Below are 25,771 nucleotides of genomic sequence, written 5' to 3' on the forward strand. Positions count from 1 at the left end.
CCATTAAATTTATTTGGCTAGGCGAATTCTTGTGGAGAGGATATAAATGTTTTGATAAAAGCTATTTCATAGCATAATAGATGAGAAGATCATAGAACGTGTGTAGGAAGAAAAATGAGTAATTTTGATTTATTTTCAGATGAAAACAATAGAATATATGAACCTATTAAAATCATAGATAAAGACTTGTATTTGGAACTTTATCCGGATTTTTTTTCATTTGAAGAGAGTGATAATTATTATCAAATATTATTTAATGAAATCCCATGGCAACAAGAAGAAATAAAATATTATGGGACAGTTTATAACTTACCGAGACTTACAGCTTGGTTTGGTGATAATGGAAAGGAATATAAATATTCTGGGATAGTTGTTAAACCATTTCCATGGACAAAAGTTTTATTAGAAATTAAGAATAAAGTGGAAAGTATTACTGGAGAGAATTTTAATAGTGTGCTCCTAAACTTATATCGTGACGGAAAAGATAGTATATCTGCACATAGTGATGACGAGCCAGAATTAGGGTTAAATCCTATTATTGCTTCGGTAACTTTTGGTGCCGAGCGAAATTTTTTATTCCAAAATAAAAAAAATAAAAATCTTAAACATAAAATTTTATTGAAGCATGGTAGTTTGGTAGTCATGAAAGGGGAAACTCAAAAAGAATGGCTACATTCTATTTCAAAAACTTCTGCTTGTATTAGCCCACGTATTAATTTAACATTTAGAAAAATTAAGAATAATGGAATTAATAATGCAAGATGCAGTATGGAATGAAATTTGTGAACATTATGATTTGAGTAATGATGAAGATAAAAAAAAATTTCTTGTGGATCTGAAACCTCATGTTAGAGAGCTGCGCAAAGCGTTTTCTCCTATAGAAGTTGATCCTAATTATTGTAATAAAGAGTATTTTGATATTTGTTATCTTTTGAGATATTTCCCAACTTATTCTCAGTTGATTTCATATTTTTTAAGTTCTATTAATTTTAATGTTAATATTTTTTTAAAAGAAGGTAAGAATGTCTTAAGGATTAGTTTTTTTTGTTCTGGTGCTGCACCAGAAAGTTATGGTTTATCTAAATTTTTATTAAATTCCTGTGAGGAGCTAATTTATATAGATAGTATTTTCTTAGATAAGAATTTAGAGCAATGGGAGAGAGCACGAAATATATGTGTAGACTTCACTGAAAAAATGGCTGAGCAGAGTTTTCCCCCAGCTAGATATGAAAACATAAATAATATTAATTTGGATTTTAATTGTGATGTTAACGATGAGGTTTTGGAGATAGTTTCTGAGTCCGATATCCTAGTTTTTCAGAATTGTCTTAATGAGTTGGATACTGAAATTTTTCAGGAAAACTTAAAGAAAGTTTATTTTTCTATGAACTCTGACGCTTGTTTAGTTTTATTAGATAGAAGTAACTATTCATCTAATATGTCAGTAATGGATGAGGTGTTACAATTTGTTGAAGAGGAAGGTGGGTATGTTTATGATTCTCAAGAAATTGTTTTTGATTGCCGGCAGTTAAATGATGAAATGCCATCCATTATAAAAGAAAATTTATTCTATGGAATATCAACATATTATGATGATCATGATGGCTTAATTTTAGCTAAAGATTTAAGGTATAGAGCTATTCTAATTTCAAAGTCTGAGTTACCTCTTTCTATTGATGAGTAACTTATTTTATCATGATACATTTTTGCTCATAAAAATATGAGCAAAAATGTATCATACTGGTTTCGTTAATCAACTAATCGAATCATCTAAATTCGGTGCTAACCAACGCTTCGCTTCATCTAGTGTCCAACCTTTACGCTTTGCATAATCCTCAAGCTGATCTTGAGAGATTTTGCCGACGTTAAAATATTCACTTTCAGGATGCGAATAATAGAAACCACTGACAGAAGACGGCGGCATCATCGCAAAGTGTTCAGTCAACTTAGTACCAATCTTCGCTTCCGAACCTAACCAGTCAAATAACACTGCTTTTTCAGAATGCTCAGGACAAGCAGGATAACCTGGCGCAGGACGAATACCGACATACTTCTCTTTGATCAATTCTTCATTGCCCAAAGTCTCATCGGCTTTATAGCCCCAAAATTCTTTACGAATACGCTCATGCAAATGCTCCGCAAATGCTTCGGCAAAACGATCCGCTAAAGATTGAACCAAGATCGCAGAGTAATCATCACCTTTGGCTTTATATTCATTTGCCAATTCTTCAGCACCAAAGATCGATACAGTGAAACCACCGAGATAGTCAGTATTGTCTTTCGAGGTACTAATAAAGTCAGCTAAAGATAAATTTGGTTTGCCTGTGACTTTGTCAGATTGCTGACGAATATGCTCAAAGGTATGCGTAACTTTTTGACCAGATTCATCAAACACGCTGACGGTATCTGCGCCTGTACGTTGTGCAGGGTATAGACCAAATACAGCACGGGCATCAAAACGGTTATTCTCGATAATGTCTTTCAGCATCTCTTGTGCTTGATTATATAAATCAGTGGCTGCTTCACCAACAACTTCATCTGTCAGGATTTTCGGGAATTTACCTGCCAAGCTCCAAGAGATAAAGAATGGTGTCCAGTCAAAATATTCAACTAGTGTTGCCAATGGATAATTGGTAATGACTTGCGTACCCAAAGTGTTTGGAATTGGTGGCACATAGTTGTCATCCACCTTGAAACCATTTTCAATCGATTCGGCATAGCTGAGTTTGGCTGCTTTTGGTTGCTTATTGGCTAAACGCTCACGAATCTTGGCATATTCAGCACGATGTTCTGCAATAAAGTTGCCACGCATTTCTTTCGAGAGCAGGGTAGTTGCAACACCCACTGCACGTGAAGCATCGGCCACATAGATCACCGCATCATTTGAATATTGCGGATCAATCTTCACCGCAGTGTGTGCTTTCGAAGTGGTTGCACCACCAATTAATAAAGGAATGTTAAAGCCTTTACGTTGCATTTCTTTGGCAACAAACACCATTTCATCCAAAGATGGGGTGATCAAACCAGACAAACCGATGATGTCACATTTCTCATCAATCGCAGTTTGCAGGATTTTTTCCGCAGGTACCATCACACCAAGGTCAACAATGTCATAACCATTACAGCCCAAGACCACGCCTACAATATTTTTACCAATATCGTGTACGTCACCTTTTACAGTCGCCATGAGAACACGACCTTTAGACTGGCTTCCTGTTTTTTCAGCTTCGATGTACGGATTCAGCCAAGCGACAGCTTGCTTCATCACACGTGCAGATTTCACGACTTGAGGTAGAAACATTTTACCTGAACCGAATAGGTCGCCAACCACGTTCATACCATCCATCAATGCACCTTCAATCACATCGAGTGGACGCTTGGCTTTTAAACGGGCTTCTTCGGTATCTTCATCAATATAAGTGGTAATACCTTTGACTAAGGCATATTCAAGACGTTTTTCAACTGACTCATTGCGCCATTCAAGGTTCTCAGCTTCACGTTGTGCGCCACTATGACCACGGAACTTCTCTGCTACTTCAAGCAGTTTCTCTGTGGCGTTTTGACCTGATTCACCTTGGTTTTGGTTCAGAACAACATCTTCAACCGCATCTTTGAGTTCTTTGGGAATATCATCATAAATCGCCATTTGACCAGCGTTCACGATCCCCATGGTCATGCCTTGTTTGATGGCATGGTAAAGGAATACCGAGTGAATTGCTTCACGTACTGGTTCATTACCACGGAATGAGAAGGATACGTTGGATACACCGCCTGAAATCATGGCATGCGGTAGGTTTTGTTTGATCCAACCTGTGGCTTCAATAAAATCGACGCCATAGTTATTATGTTCTTCAATCCCTGTTGCGACTGCAAACACGTTTGGGTCAAAAATAATATCTTCGGCAGGGAAGCCCACCTCATTGACCAAAACATCATAAGAACGTTTACAGATTTCACGCTTCCGTGCAGCGGTATCTGCCTGACCTGTTTCATCAAATGCCATGACAATAATCGCAGCACCGTATTGACGGCATAGGCGAGCCTTTTCAACAAACTCGTCATAACCTTCTTTTAAGGAAATCGAATTGACAACGGGTTTACCTTGTACACATTTTAAGCCTGCTTCAATGATTTCCCATTTCGATGAGTCAATCATGATCGGTACACGAGAAATATCTGGCTCAGATGCCACAAGATTTAAGAAATGTACCATCGCATTTTGCGAATCGAGCATTCCTTCATCCATATTAATGTCGATGATTTGTGCGCCAGCTTCGACTTGTTGCTGCGCCACTTCTAATGCTTCAGCAAACTTTTCTTCACGGATGAGACGTAGGAATTTTTTTGAACCCGTGACGTTGGTACGTTCACCGACATTGACGAACAATGAATCATCATAAATATTAAATGGTTCTAAACCACTTAAACGACATGCAGGCTTTGTTTCAGGAATCTGACGTGGTTTTATATCTTTAACCGCATTGTAAATGGCACGGATATGATCAGGCGTGGTACCACAACAACCACCTGTAATATTGATTAAACCACTTTCTGCAAATTCTTTGATGAACGCTGCTGTTTGTTCTGGTGTTTCATCATATTCACCAAAGGCATTTGGTAAACCTGCGTTTGGATGGGCAGAGACAAACGTATCGGCCACATCAGCAATGGTTTTCACGTGCGGACGCATGGCATCCGCACCCAAGGCACAGTTAAAACCAATTGAGAGTAAATCACCGTGGCGAACCGAGTTCCAGAACGCTTCAGCGGTTTGACCTGTTAAAGTACGACCTGATGCATCGGTAATCGTGCCTGAGATCATTAACGGAAGTTCATGACCAAGTTGCTTAAATACTTCTTTTACTGCAAAGATCGCCGCTTTACAGTTCAAGGTATCGAACACAGTTTCAATCAAGATGATGTCTGCACCGCCTTCGATCAAGGCATGAGTGGCTTCGATATAGTTTTCTTTGAGTTCATCAAAAGTAATGTTACGGAACGCAGGATCATTTACATTGGGTGAAATGGAACAAGTACGCGAGGTTGGGCCAAGTACACCTGCAACGAAGCGTGGTTTATCTGGGGTTGAATATTTGTCACATGCCGCACGTGCTAGACGTGCTGCTTCACGGTTGATCTCTGGAACGAGGTCTTCCATGTGATAGTCAGACATTGAAACGCGTGTGCCATTAAAGCTGTTGGTTTCAATAATATCTGCACCAGCATCTAAATAGGCTTCATGAATCCCTTGAATAATTTGGGGTTGGGTTAAAACCAATAAGTCGTTATTGCCTTTTAGGTCTGATGCCCAGTCTGCAAAACGTTCACCACGATAATCTTCTTCTTCTAATTTATGGCGCTGGATCATCGTTCCCATTGCACCGTCAATAATGAGAATGCGTTGAGCAAGAAGTGATTTTAGGGTGGCAAGCGTGGACATAAGGAACCCCAGTAGATAATCAATATAAAAAAGCAGGGGCATTGTAACAGAAGCGCAGAAAAAGCGCGTATTTTCAGCATTAGCTTGAGGTGATTCATTGGTTCAAATGGAAAATGTCATAAAACTTTCATGAAATTGCAATAATTTCGGTGAATAATGCCTAAGAAGACGACATGTATTTTGAAATATGACAACTAAGTTTTATATTTCGTTGTGTTTGTTGCAAAATCAGACAAATAGTTCTGAGTAAAATTTTTTTGACTTAAAGTATTGTTTTTATACGGTTTAAATGAATATTTAGATGATTTTTTCTTTGAAAAATACAAAAAAATGTAAGAAAAATATGAAAATTTGGCTTCATATGACAGTCCTTTGTCATATAATTGTCATAATTTAATTAAACAATACAGAGGATTTTATTATCCTCTTACCGTCTACATGAATTCTAATCTTCCTCCTGTTTCGGATTCACCGCTTGCCAGTTCTACGGCAAAATCGACGAATGTACATGTACCAACACCGAAATTTTTTATGCCGGTGTTTTTAACAATTATTATTGCAACACTTATTTATATTGGTTTTCAGGTGAGTGCTGACTTAGCGCATGTACCACCTTTGAGTTTATATTCAGTTATTCTTCTATCTACGGCACTTTTCATTGCTTTAGGCTTTGAATTTGTCAATGGTTTCCATGATACCGCCAATGCGGTTGCAACGGTCATCTATACCAATGCATTACCTGCACCCGTTGCAGTGATGTGGGCTGGTTTCTGTAACTTCCTTGGGGTTATGGTAGCGAGTGGCGCAGTTGCGTACGGTATTATTGCTTTACTTCCTGTTGAACTGATTATGAATGTTGGCAGTGGAGCAGGTTTTGCGATGGTTTTCGCACTGCTGATTGCTGCGATTCTTTGGAATCTAGGAACGTGGTTTCTTGGTATTCCAGCCTCAAGTTCACATACCTTAATCGGTTCGATTTTAGGTGTAGGGATCATGAATCACTTGTTAAATGCCTCAACAGGTACAGCAAGTGGTATTGATATGGATCAAGTGATCAAAGTTGGTAAAGCTTTATTATTTTCTCCATTAATCGGTTTTGCATTTGCTGCAATCGTATTTTTGTTGGTGAAAACAATTTTCAAGCGTCAACTTGAACTTTTCCAACCACCTGAAGGCAATAAACCACCGCCACCATTAATTCGTGCGATCTTGATTTTCACTTGTACTGGTGTAAGTTTTGCACATGGTTCAAATGATGGTCAAAAAGGTATGGGCTTGATCATGTTGATTTTGATTGGTCTAGTTCCTTTAGCTTACTCATTGAACAAGAGTTTAGATGCTGAGCATTTACAATCATTTGAGCAACTTTCAACTCAAACAGCAACTGTTTTAAATGTAAATCAGAATGAGTTTTCAGATGAGAAAGCGCGTGCTGTATTGACCAAATATATTCAAACCAAAGAGCAAACGGCTGAAGTTGTACCTGCATTGGCAAGTATGACAGCGCACCTAGGTACACGTGTTGCAAATTATGGCGATCTTAAAGCGATCCCAGAAGCTGCGGTCAGTGAAATTCGCAATGATATGTATTTGAGTACGACTACTTTCAAGCGATTAGATAAAGCGAAAGCTTTGCCAGAAATGGATAAAGACCAAGCCAAAGTGGTAAAAGAATACCGTAGTAATCTTGATTCATTCCTACAATATATTCCGAATTGGGTTAAAGTTGCGGTGGCACTTGCGCTTGGCTTAGGTACGATGGTGGGGTGGAAGCGTATTGTGGTTACAGTGGGCGAACGTATTGGTAAGAATCATATGACTTATGGTCAAGGGATGTCTGCTGAACTTGTTGCAATGACAACGATTGCTGCTGCTGATGGTTTAGGTATGCCAGTTTCAACAACTCACGTTCTAAACAGTGCTGTTGCGGGTACGATGGTGGCAAACAGATCTGGTTTAAATTTTGCTACAGTGAAAACCATTCTTTCAGCATGGATATTTACATTGCCAGCAACGATTTGTTTATCTGGTGGCTTATACTGGTTGTTCTTACAGTTTGTATCATGATTTGATTTGTTTTAAAGCTAAAATCATTTTAAAAAGCTTTGCCTCGGCAAAGCTTTTTTATGGGTCATAAGATAGCGATAGATACGGACACAAACCAAGAATATTAGGCTCTAACTCAAATAGATTTGTTCTAATTTGAATGCCTGAATGCCTGAATGCCTGAATGCCTGAATGCCTGAATGCCTGAATGCCTGAATGCCTGAATGCCTGAAGTAATGATTGTTCCTAAATAAGCGAAGAAGATCTACGTGAACCTATTACAAAAAAGTTTTATTCCCCAAACGAGGAATATTTTTATTCTTGATTATCCGCTAAGATAACTGAGATATACAGTTTACTTAACTGCCTGTTTAAATCTATTTAAAAATATAGGCAATCGAAATTAGGGTTTACACTCCGCCATTCTCCAAAATAGAGAGTGGCTTTTTTTATTTCTATCTCTAAACATCGATAAAAAAAGAGCTGTCGAAACAGCTCTTTGCATGTATTACATGATGTTCAATTCAATTAAGCTTGTTGAATACCCGCAACAACCCAATCTTGTTGCGAACCAGCAGGCTTAACAAAATGCCAAATTTCGGTGAAAGGTTGTGGCAAACTATTTAAATCTTCGCTCACTGTTCCAGTAAAACGTACGCTAACAACGTACTGACCATTTTCAGTAGCCCTATCTACAACCATTGCGTTTAGATTACTAAATTCTGCAACATCTTGGTCTTGGTTGGCCATAATGTCACTGTACATAGATGAATAAAGTTCAGGCGTTAAATAACGACGAATTTCTTCAATATTACTGGCACTATTCACTGATTGAATATGATTAAAACGCTGACGAGCTACACGTAAGAACGCAGCAGGTTCAGTACCATCTGGTAACTGATTGCCATTACTCATTGATGCACCACCAAATGGTGCTTGAGGAGCAGCCGTACCGCCACCGACAGATTGACCAAAAATATTGGTATCGTCACCTGCAGGCGCTGTATTTTGGCGACCAAAATTATTTTGACCGTTATTATTTGGCGCATAAGGATTGTTTGCAGCTACTTTTTGTTTACCGCTGAATTTACGGAAAATAAAGAAAGCACCGCCTGCGATCAGTAATAACCAAATCCAAGTTGGGACTCCACCTTTTTTCTCTTGCTCTTGGGCTTGTTGTGCGGCTTGAGCATTCGCTGTTTGCTGATCAGTGGCAGTTGGGTTATGTGGTTTATCATCAGCTAAAGCATTAGCTGCAACTGCACCTACCGCTGCACCTGCTACACCAGCTGCAACCATTGAACCAACACCAGGACCTGATTTTTGAGGTGCAGTTTGTTGTTGAGCAGGAGCAGCTTGACGTGATGGTTGATAAGATTGGCTAGATGAACTAGATCTGCTCATACCGTGGCTTTTTCCACCACCTGCACGTTTTGCTTCTGCAAGTGGTGCAGCAACCAATGTTGCCATTAAAAGAGCTGCCATCAAGCCACGCTGGTGTACTTGCATCGAAAATTCCTATTTAAATCCTATTTGTAAGTGTATTTATGCAGGCATTCACCTGTAATTTCAACTATAAAAATATGTTTTTTTATGTCAACTCGTCACTCAATTGCATTGCTTCAGTGAGAGCCTCATGTAAGCGTGCAACGGCAATGATTTGAACGCCATCAATAGATTTTTGCGGTGCATTAGCTCTTGGTAAAATGACATATTTAAAGCCATGCTTGGTCGCTTCTTTTAATCTTTCTTGACCATTCGGTACAGGGCGAATCTCACCAGACAGTCCAACCTCACCAAAAACTGCCAATTGTTGTGGCAGGGCTTTACCTCTTAAACTTGATGCACAAGCCAATAAAACCGCAAGATCAGAGCCAGTCTCGGTAATCTTTAAACCACCCACTACATTGACATAAACATCTTGTCCAGATGTTTGAACGCCACCATGACGATGCATCACTGCAAGTAACATATTCAAACGGTTTTGTTCTAAGCCAAGTGCTACTCGACGTGGTTGCCCATGTGCATCATCAACTAAGGCTTGAACTTCGACGAGGAGAGGGCGCGTTCCTTCACGGCTGATCATGACAATTGAACCGGGAATCGCTTCATCATAACGACTGAGAAAAATTGCAGATGGATTGGCAACTTCTCGAAGTCCTTTGTCTGTCATGGCAAAGACACCCAGTTCATTCACTGCACCAAAACGGTTCTTTACAGCACGGATCATGCGATAACGTGAGTCAGATTGCCCCTCAAAGTAAAGTACACAATCCACCATATGTTCTAAAACTCGTGGACCAGCTAATGCACCTTCTTTGGTGACATGACCTACAAGGAATAAAGCAGTACCGCTATTCTTTGCAAACCGAGTCAAGAGGGCAGCAGACTCACGAATTTGTGAAACACCACCAGGCGCAGATTGCAGAGTTTCTGTATATAGGGTTTGAATTGAGTCAAGAATTGCAATAGCAGGACGTTCGTGTGCCAATACTTCACATATACGCTCGACACAAGTCTCTGCCATAACTCTGAGTTGGTCTGTGGGCAGATCTAAACGTTGAGCACGTAAGGCAACTTGTGAAAGTGATTCTTCGCCTGTGACATAAAGAGCTGAACTTTTCTTACTAGCCATGTGAGTTGCGGTTTGCAATAAAATTGTTGATTTACCAATACCTGGATCACCACCAATCAGTACAACAGAGCCTGTAACCAAACCGCCACCGAGTACACGATCGAATTCGCTAATACCTGTCTGTAGACGAGTTTCATGTGAAACTGAGATTTGATTAAGGGTTGTGATATTAGCACTTTGACCAGCATAACCACCGCCCATTTTAGGCTGAGCTCTATGACTAACTGTTGGTTCCAGTCGAACTTCTACTAGACTATTCCATTCGCCACACTCAGAACATTGACCAGCCCATTTAGAATGATCTGCACCACATTGTTCACATCGATAAACAGTTTTAATTTTTGCCATATATAAAATTGAAAATTTGCGATAAATTAGTTAAAAAGTAGAGTAATTACGGAAAAGATCAATATCGTTCATTTTCTTGATAAGGAATTAAGATTAAACGGTGTTTTCGTAATTGACTGGTTAAAGGGAAGTGCTCAGAAAATAACACGATCTAAGACTTTTACAAGTAAGATATAGTAGGTTTTTGAGTCGAAAATTCTTTAAATTCACTTTTCCACGGAAGGTCTTTGAGCATTTGCTCATTTGTTGTCATAAGAATTATATTCAATGGCATAAATATTGCTAATGCTCAGACAAATGAAAATGTATCAATTGATATATTTTAAAATTATACAAAAGGTTGGTGTTTATGAGTGCAGCAGAAATTGTTGATTGGATAAATAGTATTATTTGGAGCAAAGCTCTGATCTATTTATGTTTAGGTGCAGGTTTATTTTTCTCCGTCGTAACAAGGTTTGTTCAAGTTCGTCAGATCAAAGATATGATAGGGCTACTCATTAAAGGAGGCTCATCAGCACAAGGTATTTCTTCGTTTCAAGCACTCGCTGTTTCACTCTCAGGTCGTGTTGGTGTAGGTAATATTGCAGGTGTAGCAGCAGCAATTGGTTTTGGTGGACCAGGTGCGGTCTTCTGGATGTGGCTTGTTGCATTTTTAGGAGCGAGTACTGCTTATGTTGAATCAACCTTAGGTCAAATTTATAAAGTTGAATATCAAGGACAATATCGTGGTGGACCCGCTTTTTATTTTGATAAAGGTCTAGGTCAGCGTTGGTTGGGTATTTTATTTGCGATTGCCGCGATCATTTCATGTGGTTTGTTTTTACCCGGTATTCAAGCAAATGCAGTAGGTAATGCTTTCACACAAATCACAGGTGAAGGTGCAATTGTTTTTGGAAATGTCGGTACCTATAAACTACTCGCTTTAATTGTGATTGTAACATTACTTACAGTCATCATTTTTGGTGGTATCAAACGTATTGCAAAATTCGCTGAATTTGTAGTGCCGTTTATGGCGGCTGGCTATATTGTAATGGCATTAATTATTGTCTTTATCAATATTGATAAGTTACCTGGTGTGATTTCCTTAATTTTCGCTGATGCCTTTTCTCCTATGGCAGGTCTTGGTGCTGCAATTGGTTGGGGAGTAAAACGTGGAGTGTATTCTAACGAAGCAGGTCAGGGTACAGGACCACATGCCGCTGCCGCAGCTGAGGTAGAGCATCCTGCTCAACAAGGTTTAGTACAAGCATTTTCAATTTATATCGATACATTATTTGTTTGCTCAGCTACTGCATTTATGATCCTTATTACTGGAATGTACAATGTTCAAGGTACTTTAGAAGCTGGTCAATTTATTGTACAGAATGTTGCTGCAACAGCTGAAATTGGCTCTCCTGCGTTTACTCAAATGGCAGTAAGTACAGTATTTGGTGGTTTTGGACAAATCTTTGTTGCATTAGCTGTATTCTTCTTCGCATTTACAACGATTGTTGCGTATTACTATATCGCTGAAACCAATATTACTTATTTAAGTTATATTACTAAAACTCCATCTTTATTATTTATCACCAAATGCTTCATCATTCTTTCTGTTTCATATGGCGTAATCAGTGCAACAGGTTATATTTGGGGAATTGGAGATATCGGTGTAGGTTTAATGGCTTGGATTAATATCATTGGTATTATTGTCACTTACTTCATTTGGAAACCAACGATTAAAGCGTTGAGAGATTATGAAGAGCAACAAAAAGCAGGCGTTAAAGAGTTTACCTTTGATCCTGTTAAGCTCGGCATTCGTAATGCAACCTTCTGGGAAGAACGTATTAAAAACAAACAAAAATAAGTATTAAGTAGTCGAAATATAACTTTATATTTCAATAAAAATAAGCAGCGATTACCGCTGCTTATTTTTTTAAACCTAATAAGTCACAGTATCTGTAAGCGACTTGATTGTATTGTCCTATTCTAGTGCGTATCATCCGATACAATTTTTATTTCACTTGAAATATTGAGTAATACAGGCAGAAGTTGTTGAACTGAAAGCGTTTCAAAAACGTGTGTTAAAAAAAGATGCCTAATAATGGTGCAGATTGTTTTGATTCGATTTCAGGTTAACGTACAACAATACTGGAGATTTTTTGTAAAATGTCGAATCAAAATCTGAGTGAAGCAACCGATCAAGGCAGACTCCACCGTAGTCTCTCTAATCGACATCTTCAACTGATTGCAATTGGTGGAGCAATCGGAACGGGATTGTTCATGGGGTCAGGCAAAACCATTAGTTTAGCTGGACCATCTATTTTATTCATTTATGGCTTGATCGGTATCATGGTGTTTTTCGTCATGCGTGCCTTAGGCGAATTACTTCTATCCAATTTACACTATAAATCTTTTATTGATTTATCCACTGATTTAATCGGTCCTTGGGCGGGTTATTTTGTTGGATGGACATATTGGCTATGTTGGGTCACGATTGGTATTGCCGACCTATCAGCCATTATTTACTATCTTGAATTTTTCAATGGGGGTGAGTCATTTACTCCATTGGGCGGATTGTTGATTAGTAGTGTTGCGATTCTATTTGTACTGGGATTAAACCTTGTCACTGTAAAACTATTCGGTGAAATGGAATTCTGGTTTTCAATGGTTAAAATCACAGCAATTATTGTTTTAATTGCGGTTGGTTTATGGATGATCTTTACGGGGTTCACTAATGCTGCTGGTACAACGGCGAGTATTAGCAACTTGTGGACACATGGTGGTATGTTCCCTAAAGGATTAGATGGTTTCCTCGCAGGTTTCCAAATTGCAATTTTCGCCTTTGTGGGTGTGGAGCTTGTCGGTACAACTGCTGCTGAAACACAAGATCCAAAACGTAACTTACCGAAAGCGATTAACTCAATTCCAATTCGTATCATTATTTTCTATGTATTGGCATTGTTTGTGGTGATGTGTGTAACACCTTGGGATCAAATCAACCCTAAAGTCAGCCCATTCGTAAACATCTTCTCACAAGCGGGTATTGCTTCTGCGGCGATTATTATGAATTTGGTGGTGTTATCTTCAGTGATGTCATCAATGAATAGTGGTGTATTTTCAACCAGTCGTATGTTGTTTGGTTTATCAACGGATAAGCAAGCACCAAAATTATTTGGAAAACTTTCTAAATCGGCAGTTCCTGCAAAAGCATTAATCTTTTCTTCGATCTGTATTTTTATCGGTGCTTTTGTTCAATTCGTTTATAAAGTAAAGACAGGCACCAATGATGAAGTGACTGCATTTACTTTAGCGACCACTTTATCGACTATCTTGTTTATCTGTGTCTGGATTGTGATTATGTGGAGTTACATTAACTACCGCAAAAACCGTCCTGAGTTACATGCACAATCAACTTTTAAACTTCCTGGTGGTGTGTTTACTTGTTGGGCGGTCATTGCATTTTTCCTTGCAACGATTTATTTCCTTGCATTGGATGAAACAACTTTGGAATCATTAAAAGTGAGCCCAATTTGGTTTATCATTTTAGCGATTGGCTATTTCTTTGCGAAAAAGAAATAAGCTAGACGAGTTTGAATGAAAAAAACGCCAGCATAAGTTGGCGTTTTTTTATGTTTAGACTTTAGCCTGTGGGTTGATCACGCTATACTGCTGCGAATTGTAAAAGTTAGGTGCTCAGATGCGTCAAGTCATTTGTTCGATCGGTTTATTACTGAGTAGTGTGGTACTTACTGCATGTGGTCAGTCAGGGGCATTGCAATTACCTTCTGATATCAATCATGACAAACGTGCAAAATACTTGCTTTATAAAAATGAAACGTCTCAGGCTAAAACGTCATCTGATGATGTGAAAGCTGAAAACCAAGCAGCAACATCTTCAACAGTATCACAGACAACCTCACCTTAAGTTTGTAAATAAGGACATCTTCATGAGTTTCACTCGCATTAATGGAGTATTGCATGCTGAGCAATGTTCATTAGATCAGCTCGCACAGCAATTTGGCACGCCTTTATATGTTTACTCAAAATCTACATTTGAGAAGCATTATTTAGATATGCATCGTGCCTTTGATTTTATTGATCATCAAATCTGTTTTGCGGTGAAGTCAAACTCAAATATCGCTGTTTTAAATGTCTTGGCAAAACTTGGTGCAGGTTTTGATATTGTGACGGGTGGTGAACTCGCTCGTGTACTTGCAGCAGGTGGTGAGCCATCAAAAATTGTGTTCTCTGGTTTAGGTAAATCAGAAGCAGATATTGAAAAAGCATTAACTGTCGGCATTGCGTGTTTCAATGTTGAATCTCATGCTGAACTTGATCGGATTCAAAAAGTAGCAGCGAAATTAGACAAGAAAGCGCCGATTTCATTACGTGTAAATCCAGATGTGGATGCGAAAACTCATCCCTATATCTCAACAGGTCTGAAAGAAAACAAGTTTGGTATTCCAAGTGATACGGTGAATGAAACGTATCAATATGCCGCTTCATTACCCAACCTAGAGATCGTTGGAATTGACTGTCATATTGGTTCGCAATTGACAGAAACCAAACCTTTCGTTGATGCTTTGGATCGTGTCATTGTAATGATTGAGCAGTTGAAAGGCTTGGGTATCAACCTCAAACATATTGATATTGGTGGTGGTTTAGGTGTTCGTTATAAAGACGAAACTCCTCCAAGTGTTGCTGAATATGCCAATGCCATGCGTCCAGCTTTAGAAAAATTGGGCTTGAAAGTGTATATGGAGCCAGGGCGTAGTATTTCAGCTAATGCGGGTGCTTTATTAACCAAAGTTGATTTATTAAAACCAACCAATCACCGTAACTTTGCCATCATTGATGCAGCGATGAATGACTTAATTCGCCCCGCTTTATATGAAGCATGGATGGATATCCAATCTGTGAATCCAAATCCTGATGTTGAAGTTAAAACTTGGGATTTGGTTGGTGCAATCTGTGAAACAGGTGATTTCTTGGGTAAAGAGCGTAATTTAGCACTTCAAGAAAATGATGTCCTTGCTGTATTAGGTGCAGGTGCCTACGGTTTTGTAATGAGCTCGAACTACAACACCCGTGGTCGTGCTGCCGAAGTTATGGTCAGTGGTGATCAAGCCTATTTAATTCGTGAACGTGAAACCATAGAATCACTGTGGGAAAAAGAACGTTTATTGCCTGAGGAGTAAATTGAGATGTATTTAGAATTTACCAAAATGCATGGTTTGGGCAATGATTTTATGGTCGTTGACCTGATCACGCAGCGAGCTTATTTAGATACTTTAACCATTCAACGTTTAGCCGATCGTCATTTTGGTGTGGGTTTTGATCAACTTCTGATTGTTGAACCACCTGATTTTCCAGATGTAGATTTTAAATATCGTATTTTTAATGCAGATGGTTCTGAAGTAGAACAATGTGGTAATGGTGTACGTTGTTTTGCTCGCTTTGTACATGAGCGTCAACTGACGACCAAAACTAAAATTCGTGTACAAACTAAAGCGGGTATTGTTGAGCCTGAATTGGGTGCCAATGGGTGGGTTCGTGTAAATATGGGACCACCAAAATTTCTTCCAGAAGAAATTCCATTTCTTACCCAAGAACATGAAGATATTGAAGGCTTATACGCACTAGAACTTGCAGACAATCAAAGTATCAATATTGATGTTGTGAACATGGGTAATCCTCATGCTGTGACTATTGTGCCTGATGTATTAACTGCTGATGTTGAGCGTATTGGCCCACAAGTAGAATCACATACACGTTTTCCTTCACGCGTGAATGCTGGATTTATGCAGATCATTGATGAAAAGCATATTCGGTTACGTGTGTTTGAGCGTGGTGTTGGCGAGACTTTAGCTTGTGGTACAGGAGCTTGTGCAGCAGCGGTCAGTGGTATGCGCCGTGGTTTACTTGCCAATGAAGTTGAAGTTCAGCTTGCAGGTGGTAAGTTGCATATCGCTTGGCGTGAAGGTGATGTGGTGTGGATGACAGGTCCAACTACGCATGTCTACGATGCGCGTTTGGATTTACGATATTTCCAAGGCTGATGATCTAAGGTTTAAGAAAAAAGCGCGTTGATTGGAACGCGCTTTTTTATAATCTATCTTTTACTAAAGGCGAGTTTGAGTGCAAATAAAATAAAAATACTGCCTGTAATTCGATCCGTGTATCGAATAAATTTAGGTTGCTTTAAATAAGCGGAAATGGACTGCATCGCAGCAATTAGAAAAATTGACCAGATTAATCCGATTACTACATGTATCATCACAAGACTCATGGTCCAAATGACTGGAGATGCAGACTGTGGAATAAACTGTGGCAAAAAAGAAATATAGAAAATACCGACTTTTGGATTGAGTAAGTTTCCCCAAAAACCTTTCATAAACCAATTTTGCGTTGTCACTGCTGAATTATTTAAACTCGCAAGTTGGCTACGAGGTTTTAAAATAAGATTGAGTCCTAACCATGTTAGGTAAATTGCCCCTATCCATTTCAAAGCATTAAAAGCAAGATCCGAAGTCATCAACAATGCACCTAAGCCACAGGCCACGATCACTCCCCACACAATACAACCTAGATTAATTCCTAAAGCTGCTTGAAATGCTTTCGTTTTGCCTTCAAGTGTTGCGGTACGGATGATGAGTGTTGTATCCAGACCAGGAGTAATCGTAAGAATGGAGATTGCAATGAGATAGGGGATAAGCAACATTGACATGGTGATGGCGCTACAAAAAACTTGAAATATATTGTATTACACAGCTATATATACTTCGAGATTTGTTTAAAGATAAATCAGAAGAAAATTTGTTAAAATACAAGTTGGTCGATATTCCAAGATGGAGAGAAATTTGGAAACTCCTACAAAACTTCTTTCCATGTGGTTAAAAGAACGCATTATTCAAAATCAATCGGAACATACGATTGCAGCATATCAACGTGATTTAACCGATTTTTTAAAGTTTTGTGAATACAAAAAGCTACGATTGGAAGATGTCGAAGCATCTGATTTAAGGGAATACTTGGCTACACGAGTTGAGCAAGATCAATTGAGTTCGAGTAGTCTGCAACGCCATTTAACATCAATTCGTCAGTTTATGAAGTGGGCTGAGCAAGGTCAGTATCTACAACAAAATCCATCTGAAGACTTTCGATTAAAGCGCCAGCCGCGTCCTTTGCCAGGGATGATTGATATTGAAACAGTGAATCAGATTCTAGATCAGGCAGCGCCGGAGAAGCCGATCGAACAACAATTATGGCTACGTGATAAAGCAATGCTTGAACTTCTTTATTCCAGTGGATTGCGCTTAGCCGAATTACAAGGGTTAAAGATTAAGGATATTGATTTTAATCGACAATTGTTGCGTATAACGGGTAAAGGCAATAAAACGAGAGTTGTGCCGTTTGGAAGCAAAGCAAAAGCAAGTTTGATTGAATGGCTTAAAATTTATCGGATATGGCAAGGCAGTTTTGCAGCAGATTCGGCGGTATTTATCTCACAACGAGGAAATACATTACAACCTCGTCAAATTGAAAATCGCGTTAAATTGCAAGCACAAAGAGCAGGTGTTAATGTCGATGTACATCCGCATTTATTACGCCATTGTTTTGCCAGCCATATGCTTTCAGCAAGCGGTGATTTACGCTCAGTGCAGGAGATGTTAGGACATAGTAATTTATCAACGACCCAAATTTATACCCATGTTGATTTTGATCAATTAGCAAAAGTCTATGATCAAGCCCATCCGCGAGCACAAAAAAATGAGTGAACAACAAGAAACAGCTTTATCGTTGGATAATGAAGTATTTATTCAATGTGCGAATTATATTGAGAAGATTTTATTTCAATATCAAACAATAATAGGTGCAGACTATCAAGGTTATTTGAATCATTGTAAGCGTGTGGCTGTTTGCTGTTTAATCCTAGCCCAAGATGATTGCCAACAAACCCGTGACAAAATTGCGATTGCTGTTGCTTTTCATGATATTGGTATTTGGACAGCAAAAACGATTGATTACATTCAACCCTCTGTTCAGCAGATGAGGCAATATCTTGAAATCAATCAATTATCTGATTGGCAAAATGAACTAGCTTTAATGATTACGGAGCATCACAAGCTAACAGCTACCGAATGTGATGAATATCCCTTAGTTGAACATTTTAGAAAGGCTGATTATGCCGATTTTTCATTAGGATTATTACGTTCAAATATTCCCTTTCAAACTTTTAAATATTTAACGCAACAATATCCGAATTGTGGTTTTCATAAGAATTTAATGTTTCTTGGGTTTAAACGTTTTTTGCATAAGCCTTGGAGTCCATTGCCAATGTTTAAATGGTAATTGCGGTATTCTTTTTTGAGTAAAATTAGATCATAAAAGATACATGATGTTGCAAAGTTGAATGTTTAATAACCGACTGTTTTTTTTATTTGTAGTTGCAATTTATTGAACAGACATTCTTACTTTATTGCCAAGTTTTTGCAAAATGTAAATTGGATTAAGATTTATCAGAAATGATCGGTTACAGATCTTTTGTACGTGTTTTTATATAGCCAATTTAGGTGGTTGAATTATATAAAATATTAGCTAAATCAAAGCCTAATATAAGTGCTGAAAGTATAACAATATTTATATGCTGAATAACTCATCAAAATTAGTGAACTGAGCATTTCATCTTTTTTCCAGTCATAGCGAAAATTGTGACTTGACCGAAATGCCAAATACATTGCAAGATAGAGCACCTAAAAAGTTTCGATCGAAGAGTTAGAATGCTCTTCACTACATTTACTTGCTTAGAACAGCCGAGGATTACATGAAGGCTCTTGTCGCTGTAAAACGTGTGGTTGATGCCAACGTTAAAGTTCGTGTTAAGCCGGACAATACTGGGGTTGACCTTACTAACGTTAAGATGTCAATTAACCCATTCTGTGAAATCGCAGTGGAAGAAGCGGTTCGCTTAAAAGAAAAAGGAACGATTTCAGAAATCGTTGTTGTTTCAGTGGGTTCTAAAGACGCGCAAGAACAAATTCGTTCTGCAATGGCTTTAGGCGCTGACCGTGGTATCTTAGTTGAAACTGCTGATGAAATTGGCGCTTTAGAAGTTGCTAAAATTTTAAAAGGCGTTGTTGATGCTGAAAAACCAGAACTTATTCTTCTTGGTAAACAAGCAATTGATGATGACTCTAACCAAGTAGGTCAAATGCTTGGTGCTTTACTTGGTGCTGGTCAAGGTACTTTTGCATCTGAAGTTAAAGTTGACGGCGGTAAAGTACAAGTTACTCGTGAAGTTGATGGCGGTTTACAAACTGTTGAGCTTGGTCTTCCAGCAATCATCACCACTGACTTACGTTTGAATGAGCCACGTTATGCTGCTCTTCCAAACATCATGAAAGCGCGTAAAAAACCGCTTGATACTAAGTCTCCTGCTGACTATGGCGTTGCAACTGGTACTAAACTTAAAACAGTTAAAGTTGAGGCACCTGCTGAACGTAAAGCTGGCGTACAAGTTAAGTCTGTAGACGAACTTGTTGAAAAATTGAAAAATGAAGCGAAAGTGATCTAATACAGAAGGATAAAATCATGAGTATTTTAGTTATCGCTGATCACAACAACCAGTCACTTAACGGTGCAACTTTAAACGTTGTTGCGGCAGCTCAAAAAATCGGTGGTGATATTACTGTATTAGTAGCTGGTTCTGGCGCTCAAGCAGTTGCTGATGCTGCTGCTAAAGTTGCTGGTGTAAGCAAAGTATTACTTGCTGACAATGCTGCTTATGCGAACCAATTGGCTGAAAACGTTGCCGGTTTAGTTGCTGACATCGCGAAAGGCGGTTACAAATACGTATTAGCTGCATCTACAACAACGGGTAAGAACATTCTTCCACGTGTTGCTGCACTTCTTGACGTAAGCATGATTTCAGACATCATTGCTGTTGAATCTGCAAATACTTTCAAGCGTCCTATCTATGCAGGTAACGCAATCGCAACTGTTCAATCTGACGAAGCAATTATCGTTGGTACAGTTCGTGGTACAGCATTTGATGCTGTAGCTGCTGAAGGCGGTTCTGCTGCGGTTGAAGCTGTTGCTGAAGCGAAAGATGCTGGTATTTCTACGTTTGTAAGCGAAGAAATCGTGAAACTTGATCGTCCAGAATTAACTGCTGCGCGTATCGTTGTTTCTGGTGGTCGTGGTGTAGGTTCTGGTGAAAACTATCACAAAGTACTTGACCCATTAGCTGACAAGCTTGGTGCTGCTCAAGGTGCTTCACGTGCTGCTGTAGATGCAGGCTTTGTACCAAACGACTTCCAAGTTGGTCAAACTGGTAAAATCGTTGCGCCTGATCTTTATTTAGCAATCGGTATCTCTGGTGCGATTCAGCACTTAGCGGGTATGAAAGATTCTAAAGTTATTGTTGCAATCAACAAAGACGAAGAAGCGCCAATCAACAGCGTTGCTGACTACTGGTTAGTTGGTGATTTGAACACTGTTGTACCAGAATTGGTATCTAAACTTTAATTCTCTGAATTAAGTTTGAAAAAACCCTTGTGCAAACAGGGGTTTTTTATGGTCGAGAGATTAGAAAAAATCATTATTTGTTGTAAAACAGCAACGATCAGACCTAAGTAATCAGAAAGTAAAAAAAGTTTGCTTCAATTAAAAAAATAATTTTGCAAAATATAGGGAGATGCAAAATGAAAATAAACTCGTTATCTCAATGGGTTTTGGGGGTGTTTTGGGCAGTGTTGGCGAGTACAACTGTTTATGCAACTGATTCGATCGAAGGGTATTGGAAAAGTATTGATGACCGTACGGGTGAACCTTTATCTATCATTGAATTTAAAAAGAAAATTGATGGAACTTATTCTGGAACGATTGTTCATCGTTACCCCAACGTTAGCGGTGTGATCTTAACGCATTGTGTGAAATGTGCTGCGCCAAATACGAATAAGCCTATTCTAGGAATGGAGATTGTTTCTGGTGTGACCAAAGATCCCAAAAACCCAAACAAATATAATAATGCGACTTTGTTAGAGGTTTTGAGCGGTCGTACTTATCAGGGTAAGGGGGAAGTGACCAATAATGGCCGTTTGCTCCGAGTGCGAGCATTTAAAGGCGTTTCGCTATTTGGGAGGAGCTCTGTATGGGTGCGTACTGTTGCACCTATGGATGTCGAGGTTAAATCACCTTAATTCTTACAGGTCTCAAACGCTCCGAAAGGAGCGTTTTTATGTTAAAAATAGGAACAAATAAATGAGAGTATTACCGATTAATTATACTTTTAAGACCTATTTTCAGATGCTGGTTCTTTATAATCAGTGGGCAAACCAAAAGTTATTTTCTACGCTCATCAGCTTAACAGAGGAGCAATTAAATCAAGATTGTAAAGCTTATTTTAAATCCCTTATGCAAACGGCAAATCATGTATTGGTAGGAGATATACTTTGGTTTGAGGGTATCAAAGGCGTTCTTGCATCAACGTATACTTTGGATGAGATTCTTTATAATCAACTTGCCCAATTAGAGAATGCTCGAATTGCACATGATCAACGTCTGATTAATTTTATCCATGAACATGATGAAGTTTCATTCCATCAAATGATTACTTATGTCCGCCGAGGTCAAGTTTATACTGAGCCTTTGATTGAAATATTGGCACACCTATTTAACCATCAAACGCATCATCGAGGTCAAATGCACAGCATGATCTTTGAGCTAACAGCAAAGCCCTTGAAGCTAGACTTAATTTTCTTTCAAAGAGAATATGCCTATTTATATCGCTGATTAGGATAACAAAAGGACATAATGACTATACCATGTGTTAATTGCATGATTAATAAATGATATTTGTAATAAGGGGATGAGATTTCACATTTCCATGTAGGAAATTCAATACTCCAATCATTATTCATAAAGGTAAGATTGTCAGTCAGTTTCCATGAGATGTATTTAATACCGTATTTGAGTATTTCTTCTAAGTTTTCAGATGATTCTAATGTATGTAATGTGTTGATGAGTTGTTCAGTAATATAGTTTTCAATTTTGCCCGATGGGAAAATTTCAAGATCCCAATGAATATCACCTTTATGTAAAGAAATAGTCTCCTCTGTAGATGGGGTGCAATGTATATTAGAAAAATAATCTAAATGTTGTGCTATAAGACTTTGTTCTAAAAGCGCTGTATCAATTTTTCTGTGTTTGTTTTTTATGGGAAAAATACGTTGATAAAATACATTTGAAAATGGTGCATTGCATATCATACGACCAATTCCAAAAAGCATATTACGATTTTCGTCATTATAGTATTTGAACATACGTTTTGAGACACGGTAACGATATTCTTGATTTGGTTTTGACATATTATTTTCTAAATAAATTTTTGCTTAATGGTTTTATGTAAATTCTATATAAATAAAGAAAATACGACAATCTATTTGTATCAAAAGCTCCCAGTTGAGGAGCTATTTATGCTATAATTTTTCGCTATATTTTTTAATTTTAGTTCAAGTTTCTGAGCTAATTTTTTGCAAGATTGAATACATAAAAACAAGTAGAGCCATCTACTTGTAAACAAGGAGTATGCATGAGCGTATCGGAAATTAGACCGATTGCCATTGAGGACGAACTCAAGCATTCATATCTAGATTACGCGATGAGCGTAATTGTATCTCGTGCATTACCAGATGTGAGAGACGGTCTTAAACCTGTTCACCGTCGTGTGTTGTTTGCAATGCATGAATTGGGCAATGATTATAACAAAGCATACAAAAAGTCTGCTCGTGTTGTCGGGGACGTGATCGGTAAATATCACCCTCATGGTGACATTGCAGTATACGAAACAATTGTTCGTATGGCGCAGGACTTCAGCTTGCGTTACATGTTGGTTGATGGTCAGGGTAACTTCGGTTCTGTCGATGGGGATAGCGCAGCAGCAATGCGTTATACCGAAGTTCGTATGCAAAAACTTACCCATGAAATTTTGGCCGATCTAGAAAAAGATACGGTTGATTGGGAAGATAACTACGACGGTTCTGAGCGTATTCCTCAAGTCATGCCGACACGTATTCCAAATCTTTTGATTAATGGTACGACGGGTATTGCAGTCGGTATGGCGACCAATATGGCGCCGCATAACATGACAGAAGTCGTGAATGCATGTTTAGCCTACGCCAATAACCCGAATATTTCGATTGAAGGCTTGATGGAACACATTACGGGTCCAGATTTCCCTACAGGCGGTATTATTTACGGTAAATCAGGCATTGTTGATGCCTATCGCACTGGTAAAGGCCGTTTGCATATTCGTGGTAAATATCACTTCGAAGAAGATCAAAAAACGGGTCGTACGACGATTGTCTTTACTGAGATTCCCTACCAAGTTAACAAAGCAAAAACCATTGAGCGTATTGCCGAGTTAGTCAAAGAAAAGAAACTTGAAGGTATTTCTGAACTGCGTGATGAGTCTGATAAAGACGGTATGCGTATTGCGATCGACTTGAAGCGTGGTGAAAATGCAGAAGTTGCAGTGAATAACTTATTCCTGCATACCCAACTTCAAAACTCGTTCAGCATCAACATGGTTTGCTTAGACAACGGTCAGCCTAAGTTGATGAACCTGAAAGATATTATTGCGGCATTTATTCGTCATCGCCAAGAAGTTGTGACTCGCCGTACCATGTTCGAATTGCGTAAAGCACGTGAGCGTGGACATATCTTAGAGGGTTTAACGGTTGCTTTGGCAAATATTGATGCCATTATTGAAACCATTAAAACTTCTGCAAACCCTGCTGAAGCGCGTGAGCGTTTACAAGCAGGTGAGTGGGCAGGTGGCGGTGTGGTTGCATTGCTTGAAAAAGCAGGTGCGATTTCTGTTCGTCCAGATGAGATTGAAGGTGAAGATCCAACTCGTCCATTTGGTTTGTCTGGTGAGATTTATCGCTTGTCACCTACGCAAGTGGCAGCAATTTTAGAATTACGTTTGCACCGTTTAACGGGTCTCGAACAAGACAAGTTACATGCAGAATATTCTGAGATCTTAGGTCAAATCGCTGAATTAACAGCAATTCTCAATGATTTTAATTTATTGATGAATGTGATCCGTGAAGAGCTTGCTTTAATCTTGCAACAATATGGTGATGGGCGTCGTACTGAAATTGTTGAATCAGGCGTTGATTTCTGCCGTGAAGATTTGATCCCAGAAGAACAAGTGGTACTGACTGTTTCTCAAACAGGTTATGCGAAAACTCAACCACTTTCTGACTATCAAGCACAACGTCGTGGCGGTCGTGGTAAGTCTGCAACCTCGATGAAAGATGATGATATTATTCAACATTTAATTGTGGCATCCAACCATGCAACAGTTTTATGTTTTACCAATGTTGGTAAAGTGTATCGCTTAAGAGTGTTTGAAGTTCCGCAGGCTTCACGTGGTGCGAAAGGTCGTCCAATTATTAATTTGCTTCCATTGGATGCGAATGAGACTGTGACGGCAATCTTGCCATTGACTGAATTCCCTGAAAATCACTATGTATTCATGGCAACGGCATCAGGTACGGTTAAACGTGTTGAATTAGCACAATTTAGCAATGTTCGTTCAAATGGTTTACGTGCGATTGAGTTGAACGAAGAAGATACTTTAATCGGCGTTGCAATCACTGACGGTAATCAGCAGATCATGTTGTTCTCGAACGAAGGGAAGGCAATTCGTTTTGCTGAAACAGATGTTCGTGCGATGGGACGTACGGCCAAAGGTGTTCGTGGTATGCGGGTCAAATTGGCAAGCAGTACGATCGACGTTGAAGATGCTGATGTTGAAAATGATGACAGCGATGATAATGATGATTCATCAGATTCAACTGTTGTCAGTCGCATTGTTTCACTTGTGGTTGTACCTGAAACGGGTGAAGTACTGTGTGCTTGTGCAAACGGTTATGGTAAACGTACACCAGTGGATGACTTCCCAACCAAGAAACGTGGTGGTAAGGGCGTGATTGCAATCAAAACTAGCGAACGTAATGGTGAGTTAGTTGGTGCGGTATCAATTGATGAAAGCAAAGAACTGATGTTGATTTCTGATGGTGGTACATTAGTGCGTACGCGTGCTGCCGAAGTTGCAACCACAGGTCGTAATGCACAAGGCGTTCGTTTAATTCGCTTAAGCGATGCTGAAATCTTAGTCGGTGTGGTTTCGATTGAAGCTGTAGAAGATGACGAAGAGTTAGAAGCTATCGACGTTGTTGAAAGTATTGAGCTTCAAGCAGCAACTTCTGAAGAAGTTGTCGCTGAGCCGAAAGATGATACGCCTGAAGCGTAAG

20 protein-coding genes are annotated in these 25,771 nt (G+C 38.9%); 15 read left to right on the forward strand and 5 right to left on the reverse strand.

Annotated features, from left to right (window positions below):
* Positions 1 to 114 precede the first annotated feature (114 nt).
* Positions 115 to 777, forward strand: coding sequence for an alpha-ketoglutarate-dependent dioxygenase AlkB family protein (locus O1450_RS04920; RefSeq protein WP_269229912.1), 663 nt, complete (start codon positions 115 to 117; stop codon positions 775 to 777).
* Entirely contained in the window at positions 755 to 1,684 is a 930-nt protein-coding gene (locus O1450_RS04925; RefSeq protein WP_269229913.1) for a hypothetical protein, read from the forward strand. Before O1450_RS04920 ends, O1450_RS04925 begins: the two co-directional genes overlap by 23 nt.
* A gap of 69 nt (positions 1,685 to 1,753) precedes the next feature.
* Here O1450_RS04925 and metH read toward each other — a convergent pair whose 3' ends face one another.
* Entirely contained in the window at positions 1,754 to 5,440 is a 3,687-nt protein-coding gene (metH, locus tag O1450_RS04930) for a methionine synthase (protein WP_269229914.1), read from the reverse strand.
* 438 nt (positions 5,441 to 5,878) lie between these two features.
* Between metH and O1450_RS04935 the strand changes: the two genes are divergently transcribed.
* Entirely contained in the window at positions 5,879 to 7,507 is a 1,629-nt protein-coding gene (locus O1450_RS04935) for an inorganic phosphate transporter (RefSeq protein ID WP_269229915.1), read from the forward strand.
* Between the two features lie 507 nt (positions 7,508 to 8,014).
* Here the strand turns inward: O1450_RS04935 and O1450_RS04940 are convergent.
* Entirely contained in the window at positions 8,015 to 8,995 is a 981-nt protein-coding gene (locus O1450_RS04940) for a Tim44 domain-containing protein (protein ID WP_269229916.1), read from the reverse strand.
* A gap of 82 nt (positions 8,996 to 9,077) precedes the next feature.
* Entirely contained in the window at positions 9,078 to 10,469 is a 1,392-nt protein-coding gene (gene radA / locus O1450_RS04945) for a DNA repair protein RadA (protein WP_269229917.1), read from the reverse strand.
* A gap of 349 nt (positions 10,470 to 10,818) precedes the next feature.
* Between radA and O1450_RS04950 the strand changes: the two genes are divergently transcribed.
* The 5 genes from O1450_RS04950 to dapF all read left to right on the forward strand — a co-directional run bounded on the left by O1450_RS04950 (position 10,819) and on the right by dapF (position 16,507).
* Positions 10,819 to 12,312, forward strand: a complete 1,494-nt coding sequence (locus O1450_RS04950) for an alanine/glycine:cation symporter family protein (protein WP_269229918.1) — start codon at positions 10,819 to 10,821, stop codon at positions 12,310 to 12,312.
* A gap of 302 nt (positions 12,313 to 12,614) precedes the next feature.
* Positions 12,615 to 14,027, forward strand: coding sequence for an amino acid permease (locus O1450_RS04955; RefSeq protein WP_269229919.1), 1,413 nt, complete (start codon positions 12,615 to 12,617; stop codon positions 14,025 to 14,027).
* A 118-nt stretch (positions 14,028 to 14,145) separates the two neighbouring features.
* Positions 14,146 to 14,373: an LPS translocon maturation chaperone LptM gene (lptM, locus tag O1450_RS04960; RefSeq protein WP_269229920.1), complete on the forward strand. Its 228-nt coding sequence runs from the start codon at positions 14,146 to 14,148 to the stop codon at positions 14,371 to 14,373.
* 22 nt (positions 14,374 to 14,395) lie between these two features.
* Positions 14,396 to 15,646 carry a diaminopimelate decarboxylase gene (gene lysA, locus O1450_RS04965; protein ID WP_269229921.1) on the forward strand — a complete coding sequence of 417 codons (1,251 nt, stop codon included), beginning with the start codon at positions 14,396 to 14,398 and terminating at the stop codon, positions 15,644 to 15,646.
* Positions 15,647 to 15,652: 6 nt separating this feature from the next.
* The gene (dapF, locus tag O1450_RS04970) at positions 15,653 to 16,507 is read left to right on the forward strand and encodes a diaminopimelate epimerase (RefSeq protein ID WP_046739412.1); all 855 of its coding nucleotides are present in this window, start codon (positions 15,653 to 15,655) and stop codon (positions 16,505 to 16,507) included.
* 53 nt (positions 16,508 to 16,560) lie between these two features.
* Here dapF and O1450_RS04975 read toward each other — a convergent pair whose 3' ends face one another.
* On the reverse strand, positions 16,561 to 17,175 hold the full coding sequence (locus tag O1450_RS04975; RefSeq protein WP_269229922.1) for a LysE family translocator: 615 nt from the start codon (positions 17,173 to 17,175) through the stop codon (positions 16,561 to 16,563).
* 160 nt (positions 17,176 to 17,335) lie between these two features.
* Here O1450_RS04975 and xerA point away from each other — a divergent pair, with 160 nt between their 5' ends.
* The 6 genes from xerA to O1450_RS05005 all read left to right on the forward strand — a co-directional run bounded on the left by xerA (position 17,336) and on the right by O1450_RS05005 (position 22,241).
* On the forward strand, positions 17,336 to 18,226 hold the full coding sequence (gene xerA, locus O1450_RS04980) for a site-specific tyrosine recombinase/integron integrase (RefSeq protein ID WP_269230419.1): 891 nt from the start codon (positions 17,336 to 17,338) through the stop codon (positions 18,224 to 18,226).
* Positions 18,219 to 18,800, forward strand: coding sequence for a phosphohydrolase (locus tag O1450_RS04985; RefSeq protein WP_269229923.1), 582 nt, complete (start codon positions 18,219 to 18,221; stop codon positions 18,798 to 18,800). Before xerA ends, O1450_RS04985 begins: the two co-directional genes overlap by 8 nt.
* Before the next feature lie 472 nt (positions 18,801 to 19,272).
* Entirely contained in the window at positions 19,273 to 20,022 is a 750-nt protein-coding gene (locus O1450_RS04990; RefSeq protein ID WP_004661090.1) for an electron transfer flavoprotein subunit beta/FixA family protein, read from the forward strand.
* A 17-nt stretch (positions 20,023 to 20,039) separates the two neighbouring features.
* Positions 20,040 to 20,975: an electron transfer flavoprotein subunit alpha/FixB family protein gene (locus O1450_RS04995; RefSeq protein WP_241335262.1), complete on the forward strand. Its 936-nt coding sequence runs from the start codon at positions 20,040 to 20,042 to the stop codon at positions 20,973 to 20,975.
* 176 nt (positions 20,976 to 21,151) lie between these two features.
* A complete protein-coding gene (locus O1450_RS05000) occupies positions 21,152 to 21,649 on the forward strand; it encodes a DUF2147 domain-containing protein (RefSeq protein WP_269229924.1) in 498 nt (165 codons plus the stop codon).
* Positions 21,650 to 21,725: 76 nt separating this feature from the next.
* Positions 21,726 to 22,241 carry a DinB family protein gene (locus O1450_RS05005; RefSeq protein ID WP_269230420.1) on the forward strand — a complete coding sequence of 172 codons (516 nt, stop codon included), beginning with the start codon at positions 21,726 to 21,728 and terminating at the stop codon, positions 22,239 to 22,241.
* Here O1450_RS05005 and O1450_RS05010 read toward each other — a convergent pair.
* A complete protein-coding gene (locus O1450_RS05010; protein WP_269229925.1) occupies positions 22,226 to 22,816 on the reverse strand; it encodes a hypothetical protein in 591 nt (196 codons plus the stop codon). The two genes, O1450_RS05005 and O1450_RS05010, sit on opposite strands and share 16 nt — an antisense overlap.
* Before the next feature lie 224 nt (positions 22,817 to 23,040).
* Here O1450_RS05010 and gyrA point away from each other — a divergent pair, with 224 nt between their 5' ends.
* Entirely contained in the window at positions 23,041 to 25,770 is a 2,730-nt protein-coding gene (gene gyrA, locus O1450_RS05015) for a DNA gyrase subunit A (RefSeq protein ID WP_269229926.1), read from the forward strand.
* The last annotated feature ends 1 nt before the right edge of the window (position 25,771 follow it).

It is taken from the genome of Acinetobacter sp. TR11, assembly GCF_027105035.1.
Lineage (GTDB): Bacteria > Pseudomonadota > Gammaproteobacteria > Pseudomonadales > Moraxellaceae > Acinetobacter.

What these genes read in the sequence shown, in the direction of transcription:
- O1450_RS04975 (WP_269229922.1), bottom strand. Translation starts at nt 17,175, where the DNA reads ATGTCAATGTTGCTTATCCCCTATCTCATTGCAATCTCCATTCTTACG.
- O1450_RS04940 (WP_269229916.1), bottom strand. Translation starts at nt 8,995, where the DNA reads ATGCAAGTACACCAGCGTGGCTTGATGGCAGCTCTTTTAATGGCAACA.
- lptM (WP_269229920.1), top strand. Translation starts at nt 14,146, where the DNA reads ATGCGTCAAGTCATTTGTTCGATCGGTTTATTACTGAGTAGTGTGGTA.
- gyrA (WP_269229926.1), top strand. Translation starts at nt 23,041, where the DNA reads ATGAGCGTATCGGAAATTAGACCGATTGCCATTGAGGACGAACTCAAG.
- O1450_RS04985 (WP_269229923.1), top strand. Translation starts at nt 18,219, where the DNA reads ATGAGTGAACAACAAGAAACAGCTTTATCGTTGGATAATGAAGTATTT.
- O1450_RS05000 (WP_269229924.1), top strand. Translation starts at nt 21,152, where the DNA reads ATGAAAATAAACTCGTTATCTCAATGGGTTTTGGGGGTGTTTTGGGCA.
- xerA (WP_269230419.1), top strand. Translation starts at nt 17,336, where the DNA reads ATGTGGTTAAAAGAACGCATTATTCAAAATCAATCGGAACATACGATT.
- O1450_RS04935 (WP_269229915.1), top strand. Translation starts at nt 5,879, where the DNA reads ATGAATTCTAATCTTCCTCCTGTTTCGGATTCACCGCTTGCCAGTTCT.
- radA (WP_269229917.1), bottom strand. Translation starts at nt 10,469, where the DNA reads ATGGCAAAAATTAAAACTGTTTATCGATGTGAACAATGTGGTGCAGAT.
- O1450_RS05010 (WP_269229925.1), bottom strand. Translation starts at nt 22,816, where the DNA reads ATGTCAAAACCAAATCAAGAATATCGTTACCGTGTCTCAAAACGTATG.
- O1450_RS04995 (WP_241335262.1), top strand. Translation starts at nt 20,040, where the DNA reads ATGAGTATTTTAGTTATCGCTGATCACAACAACCAGTCACTTAACGGT.
- O1450_RS04925 (WP_269229913.1), top strand. Translation starts at nt 755, where the DNA reads ATGCAAGATGCAGTATGGAATGAAATTTGTGAACATTATGATTTGAGT.
- lysA (WP_269229921.1), top strand. Translation starts at nt 14,396, where the DNA reads ATGAGTTTCACTCGCATTAATGGAGTATTGCATGCTGAGCAATGTTCA.
- O1450_RS04955 (WP_269229919.1), top strand. Translation starts at nt 12,615, where the DNA reads ATGTCGAATCAAAATCTGAGTGAAGCAACCGATCAAGGCAGACTCCAC.
- O1450_RS04950 (WP_269229918.1), top strand. Translation starts at nt 10,819, where the DNA reads ATGAGTGCAGCAGAAATTGTTGATTGGATAAATAGTATTATTTGGAGC.
- O1450_RS04920 (WP_269229912.1), top strand. Translation starts at nt 115, where the DNA reads ATGAGTAATTTTGATTTATTTTCAGATGAAAACAATAGAATATATGAA.
- O1450_RS04990 (WP_004661090.1), top strand. Translation starts at nt 19,273, where the DNA reads ATGAAGGCTCTTGTCGCTGTAAAACGTGTGGTTGATGCCAACGTTAAA.
- dapF (WP_046739412.1), top strand. Translation starts at nt 15,653, where the DNA reads ATGTATTTAGAATTTACCAAAATGCATGGTTTGGGCAATGATTTTATG.
- metH (WP_269229914.1), bottom strand. Translation starts at nt 5,440, where the DNA reads ATGTCCACGCTTGCCACCCTAAAATCACTTCTTGCTCAACGCATTCTC.